Origin of the sequence: Burkholderia sp. Tr-20355 (genome assembly GCF_017104685.1) — a bacterium.
GTDB classification, from domain to species: Bacteria; Pseudomonadota; Gammaproteobacteria; order Burkholderiales; family Burkholderiaceae; genus Burkholderia; species Burkholderia seminalis.
The window spans coordinates 59,131-65,468 of sequence record NZ_JAAGPK010000031.1 but is presented as its reverse complement, the minus strand read 5'-3'; the positions used below and the strand labels follow the sequence as shown (position 1 = coordinate 65,468).

General features: G+C 66.3%; 4 protein-coding genes. 3 read left to right on the top strand and 1 reads right to left on the bottom strand.

Translation table 11 applies throughout. From position 1 onward, the window contains the following. Positions 1–782, bottom strand: a 782-nt coding sequence (locus G3N62_RS11390) for a response regulator (RefSeq protein ID WP_206141236.1), incomplete at its 3' end; no start/stop codon positions are given. Positions 783–852: 70 nt separating this feature from the next. Between G3N62_RS11390 and G3N62_RS11385 the strand changes: the two genes are divergently transcribed. The 3 genes from G3N62_RS11385 (at position 853) to G3N62_RS11375 (ending at position 6,270) form a co-directional block, all read left to right on the top strand. Continuing rightward, complete coding sequence (locus tag G3N62_RS11385; RefSeq protein ID WP_176730075.1) at positions 853–1,251, top strand: hypothetical protein; 399 nt, start codon at positions 853–855, stop codon at positions 1,249–1,251. A gap of 669 nt (positions 1,252–1,920) precedes the next feature. Next, the gene (locus G3N62_RS11380) at positions 1,921–5,514 is read left to right on the top strand and encodes a YadA-like family protein (protein ID WP_124669449.1); all 3,594 of its coding nucleotides are present in this window, start codon (positions 1,921–1,923) and stop codon (positions 5,512–5,514) included. Between the two features lie 348 nt (positions 5,515–5,862). After that, positions 5,863–6,270, top strand: a complete 408-nt coding sequence (locus G3N62_RS11375; protein WP_185733050.1) for a VOC family protein — start codon at positions 5,863–5,865, stop codon at positions 6,268–6,270. Positions 6,271–6,338 lie beyond the last annotated feature (68 nt).

Below are 6,338 nucleotides of genomic sequence, written 5' to 3'. Positions count from 1 at the left end.
CGCGAGCGCGCCCGGCGCTGGCGCCGCCACTCGGTCGGCGTGACGCCGAAGCGTTCGCGAAAGGCCGTCGCGAAATTGGCCGGCGTGGAAAAGCCGATTTCCTTCGCGATGTTCGCAATGCTGAGCGACGTCGAACCCAGCAGATCCTGCGCGATCCGCAGCCGCTCGTGCCGCAGATACTCGAACACCGTCTGCCCGAGATTGTCGCGAAACGCGCGCGACAACCGCTTTTCATGCGTGCCGACCGCGCGCGCCAGTTGCTCCACCGTCGGCGGGTCGTTCAGCGTGCGCGACAGGTGGCGGATCGCCGCGCGCACGATGATGCCGTCGTCGTCGCCGGCCGCGAACGGGCCGTCCGCCGGCGCCGTATCGGCCGGTCGTTCGCGCGTCGTCCGCGCGAGCTGCACGCGAATGCGCGCGACCACTTCCTCCGGCTCGAACGGCTTCACGACATAGTCGACGCCGCCGATTTCCAGCCCTTCGAGGCGTTCGTGCAATGCGCCGGCCACGGTCAGGAAAATGACCGGAATCGCACGCGTGGCCGGATCGGCGGCGAGCAGCCGGCACGCGGTGAAACCATCCATCCGCGGCATGCGGACATCCATCAGGATCAGGTCGGGCAACAGTGCCTGCGCGCGCTGGCATGCCTGCATGCCATCGGACGCGATGCTGATCCGGCAGCCCGTGCCGCGCAGGATGTCGGTCAGCAAACGCAGCTGGTCGGGTTGATCGTCGACGACCAGGATATGGGCGTCGCGCAATGCGGAGGTCGATGAAGGCATCGTGCACCTGTTCTGGAAAGGCGGTTGGATGCGTTTCCGCGGGTGGCCTGCCCGGTTCGGGAGAAACGTCATGCGCCGCTCTATGACGATGCATCAGCGCATCGCACGCTCGCATCGGTTCCGGAGGTTGACGGCACGGCGCGGCAGCAACCGGCCGCCCGATGGCACGGCGTTCGTTTTTTTTGATCACCTGGCCGGTAAAGACACGGACGATTGCCGGGCGCGCATCGTGAGGATCGCGACTGCGGAAATCAATGCGAGCGGAATTGTAGGAGCTTATTTCGAATCCCGCCAGACGTGTCCGGAATATTCGCGCCATTCCGCTTTCCCGATTTTTAAAATGGCGGATTACGACAGGAATGCCGCGCTTCGACATGCGTCGCCGCTCATGGTTTACGCGAATATCCTCCGCTTAACCATTCCATTGGTCGGTCGCGGGATTATCGTTTCGAGGTCGAATCGAATTTAAATCCGCTTCGGCAAAGCATTTGTCCTCTCCATAAAACATTTCGATTAATCCCGGTGGCGCGAAATCGTTTGCGAGATGTCCGTATTTTGCGCAAGTCATTGAATGAATTGAATTTCACAATCTATAAAGAATGTCGCCTTTAATAATTCTAGATCGTGTCTCATAATTCGTCCGAACTTTGAACGCCGGGTGGCACAGCGCAACGGAAGGCACCGCAAGTGGTGACGGAAGTTGTGTGATTCGGATCCGAGGCGGCAATCGACGCGCGTCCGGGCGAAGGCTCGCGGTACGGAGGCGAAACGCCGGTAGTCGAAGATGAAATAAAAGAAACGGGGTTGGTCGCGGTCGGCGCGACATCACATCAGAGGTGTGGGTAACGGCAGGTTGAATCTCCGGATTCATCCGGGGAAAGACTCGTCCATAAAGCGCATTACGTATTCCTAATTCAGTTTCCGGATTGACGGAACGGGCCGTAGAACGTGCGGCGTGCCCGGGGGCTTCGATCGTCCTGTCGAAACGGATGGTCGACGCAACGCGCCTCCGGCATGGCCGGACCGGATATCGGAATCGGGTTCCGCACTGAAGTCGCAATCGCAATTGAAGTCGAATCTTTCATAAAAGTAAGTAGTCCGTATTCAAACCAGACGCTACACAACGGAGCAGAAGACCATGAAGAAGAAGCAGATTTCGGCGCTGGCCGCCGCGATGTTCACGGGCGCGGGGATGCTGATCGCCGGCACCGCGCATGCCGACAATTTCGTCGACCGCGGCAATCCGGACAACGCACTGACCGGGCAGTGCATCGACGGAACCAACCCGCTGTGCGTGGCGACGAAGAGCGGGAACTACGTGGCGGTGAGTACCGCGAACGTGACGCAGGGCACGAATGCGAAGGCCGGCACCAGCGGCATCGCGATCGGCGACCAGTCGAACGCGAGCAGCAACGGCGGCAGCAGCAGCGGCGGCGCGATCGCGATCGGCGTCGGCTCGCAGGCACTGGCGAACTCGTCCACCGCGATCGGCACGGTGGCCGTCGCGCAAGGCAACACGGCGCTGGCGATCGGCCGCCAGTCGGCCGCGATCGGCGATTTCTCGATGGCGCTCGGCAACGTCGCGGATGCGCACGGCACGAGCTCGATCGCGCTCGGCCACTCGGCGCTGGCCAGCGGCGACCGCTCGATCGCGATCGGCGGCGCGAACCCGACGTCGAGCGACGGCGTGTCGGCCGGCGCGTCATACGACGCGGCGACGCAGACGCGTGCCGGCGGCACGCAATCGGTGGCGATCGGGGCCGGTGCACAGACGAACGGCAACAACCAGGTCGCGATCGGGTCGGGCAGCATCGGCGCGAGCAACGGGGGCACGCCGGTGTTCGGCGGCACGGCCGCGCCGGTCGGCGGAGCGGTGTCGTTCGGCGCGATCGGCAGCGAGCGCCAGCTCAAGAACGTCGCGGCGGGCGCGGCCGATACGGACGCCGTCAACGTCCAGCAGCTGAAGAACGTGAACAGCACGCTCAGCACGGGCATCGGCAACGTCGACGCACGCGTGACGTCGGTCGGCAATTCGCTGTCGACCACGATCTCGAACGTCGACCAGCGCGTGACCAGTGTCGGCAACAGCCTCAGCACGAGCATCGTCACGGCGACGCAGAACGTCGTGAAGTACACCGACAACACCCACGCGGCGATCGCGCTCGACGGCGCCGGCGGCACCACGATCGGCGGCGTCGCGGCCGGCGTGGCCGATACCGACGCCGTCAACGTCGGCCAGCTGAAGGGCAGCGTCGCGCCGCTGCAGACGTCCATCTCGACGGCGGCCTCGACCATCACGAACCTGCAGAACAGCGTGACCGGCATCAACGCATCGCTGAGCACGGCGAGCGCGAACATCGGCAGCCTGCAGGCGGCCGACGCACGCAACGTGAAGTACGACGGCGCGAGCGGCTTCGACTCGGTGACGTTCGCGGGCGCCAACGGCACGACGCTGCACAACGTCGCCGACGGGACGGACGCGCACGACGCCGTCAACGTCGGGCAACTGAGCGGCGGCCTTGCATCGCTCAGCACGAGCGTGACGAACAACCTCAGCACGACGCTCGGCAACCTGAGCACGTCGATCACCAGCCAGATCGGCAACGCGACGAAGAACGCCGTGCAGTACGACAGCGACGCGCACAGCGGCGTCACGTTCGGGGGGACGGGAGCCGCGGCGCCGGTCGGGCTGCACAATGTCGCGGACGGGGTGGCCGCGAACGACGCCGTGAACGTGGGCCAGCTCGGCAAGGCGACCGACACGCTCAACCAGTCGATCACGGCCGTCGGCAACCAGGTGACGACGAATACGGGCAACATCGCGTCGCTCCAGCAGGATGCGCTGCTGTGGAACCCGGGCCTCGGCGCCTACGACGCGAGCCACGGCGGCCATGGCCCGCAACGCATCGGCAACGTCGCGGCCGGCACGAACGGCACGGACGCGGTCAACGTCGACCAGCTGACCGCCGCGATTCACGACGGCACGAGCCAGCTCGATGCGCTGGCCGTGAAGTACGACGATGCGAGCAAGCGCCAGGTGTCGCTCGGCGCCGGCAATGGCGGGAGCCCGGTGCACCTGACCAACGTCGCGGAAGGCAACGTGGCGGCCGGCAGCACGGACGCGGTGAACGGCGCGCAGTTGCGCCGCGCGATCGACGGGACGGCGGCCGCGCTCGGCGGCGGCGCGACCGTCAACCCGGACGGCTCGATCGGCGCGCCGTCCTACAAGGTCGGCGGCGGTTCGTTCAACAACGTCGGCGACGCGCTGACGAACCTCGACGGCCGCGTCGGCAGCAACACGACGACGCTCGAGAACCACGAAACGCGCCTCGGCAATGCCGAAACGAACATCGCGGGCAACACGGCCGCGATCGCCGGGCTGCAGCAGGACGCGCTGCAGTTCGACCCGACGCTCGGCGCGTACAGCGCCGCGCGCGGCGGCGCGCCGACGAAGCTGACGAACGTGGCCGACGGCAACGTCGCCGCCGGCAGCACGGATGCGGTGAACGGCGGCCAGTTGTCGGGCGTGAAAACCGCGCTCGAACAGCAGATCACGAACGTGTCGAACCAGGCCGGCGAGGCCGTGAAGAACGTCGTCAAATACGACGTCGACCCGAATGGCAACCGCTTGAATTCCGTGTCGCTCGTCGGCGGCGACGTCAATTCGGCGGTCGTGCTGAAGAACGTCGCCGCGGGCACCAGCGATACCGACGCGGTGAACGTGAAGCAGCTGAAGGACGTGCAGTCGAACCTCAACCAGCTCGGCGCGCTCGCGGTGCAGTACGACGACAGCTCGAAGAGCACGATCACGCTCGGCGGCGCCGGCGGCACGCGCATCACCAACGTCCAGGCCGGCACGCTGAGCGCCACCAGCACGGATGCGGTGAACGGCTCGCAGCTGTACGCGACCAACCAGCAGGTGTCGAAGAACACCACCGACATCTCGAACCTGCAGGGGAGCGTGACCAACATCGCGAACGGCAAGGCCGGCCTCGTGCAGCAGCAGGATCCGAACGGCGCGATCACGGTCGGAAAGGATAGCGGCGGCACCAGCGTGAACTTCGCCGGCACGGCGGGCGATCGTGTGCTGACCGGTGTCGCGGCGGGCGTGAATGCGAACGACGCGGTCAACATGGGACAGTTCAACACCGCGTTGCAGAATGTCGCGGCCAACGACAAGATCCGCGCGGCGGCCACCGACGCGAACACGTCGTGGATCGCGCGCGCCGATGCCGGTTCGATCGGGTCGACGGCGACGGCAACCGGCAAGAACGCGGTGGCGGTCGGCCAGGGCTCCGTCGCCGATCGCGACAACTCGTTCTCGGTCGGCGCGAAGGGCAGCGAGCGCCAGGTCACGAACGTCGCGGCCGGGACGGCGCCGACCGACGCGGTGAACGTGCAGCAGCTCAACGACAACCTGTCGGCGGCGTCGACGCAGGCGAAGGGCTATACCGACCAGCGCATCGGGCAGGTGTACAACGCCTTCAACGACCTGAAGAAGGACATGTACGGCGGCGTCGCCTCGGCGATGGCGGTGGCCGGCTTGCCGCAGCCGACGGGCGCGGGCCGCTCGATGGTGTCGGCGGCGACGTCGAACTATCACGGCCAGCAGGGCTTTGCGGCCGGATACTCGTACGTGACGGAGAGCAACCGCTGGGTCGTCAAGGCGTCGGTGACCGGCAACACGCGGTCGGACTTCGGCGCGGTGGTCGGCGCGGGTTATCAGTTCTGAGGCCGCGGCCGTAGCGTCGAGCGCCGCTGGCACTCGGTGATTTGCGGTTCGACCGGGCGCCGGCGGACCATCGGTGGCCCGCGGTCTGTCCGCGGACCTCGGGCCGGCGGCGTTCGATGTCGATCGCCGATCGGGCCGTTCGTGTCAAGGGCGCATGCCCGGAATGCGAGCGGCGGCCCCCGCGGCGATCGGCGACCACCCGCTCACCGGCGTCCGGCGGGGGTTTCGCGCGTGGTCCGGACGCCTGCCCAATGCGAGTTGTCGCATGCGGGTGCCGGCTCGTATTCTGAAGTCGTCGGGCGGAACGGCATGGGGCCTCCGCCCATCACCGCATGCGAGCGCACGACCATGACCGCAACGACACACACGATGAAGCTCAACCATTTGAGCTTCCCTTCGGCCGACACGCTGGCGACGGCCCGTTTCTTCGAGCGTTACCTCGGCTTCACGATCGCGGGAAACTGGGACCAGTCCTGGATCCTGAAGCGCCCGGGCTTCGACGTCGTGATCGATCACGTCGGCGACGGCGTACCTGCATGGCCGACGAATTTCCACGTCGGGTTCGAACTGCCGGATCTCGAAGCCGTTCACGCGCTGTTCGAGCGCTTCAGGGACGAGGGCGTCGCGATGGAGACGGACATCTTCAACAACGGGCGCGGTTCGCGATTCTTTTGCCGGGCGCCGGGCGGCGTGATGTTCGAACTGAACACGCGCGCGGATGCCGCGCCGGAATATCAAGGCACCTTCGACGATTGACGCGAGCGTCGTTCGTCGCGGCCAGTGCGACCCGCTCGAATCGATCGGGCCGCACGGCTGTCCAGAGC

Coding starts and splice junctions, on each gene's coding strand:
- G3N62_RS11385 (WP_176730075.1), top strand. CDS start 853: ATGCGCCGCTCTATGACGATGCATCAGCGCATCGCACGCTCGCATCGG.
- G3N62_RS11380 (WP_124669449.1), top strand. CDS start 1,921: ATGAAGAAGAAGCAGATTTCGGCGCTGGCCGCCGCGATGTTCACGGGC.
- G3N62_RS11375 (WP_185733050.1), top strand. CDS start 5,863: ATGACCGCAACGACACACACGATGAAGCTCAACCATTTGAGCTTCCCT.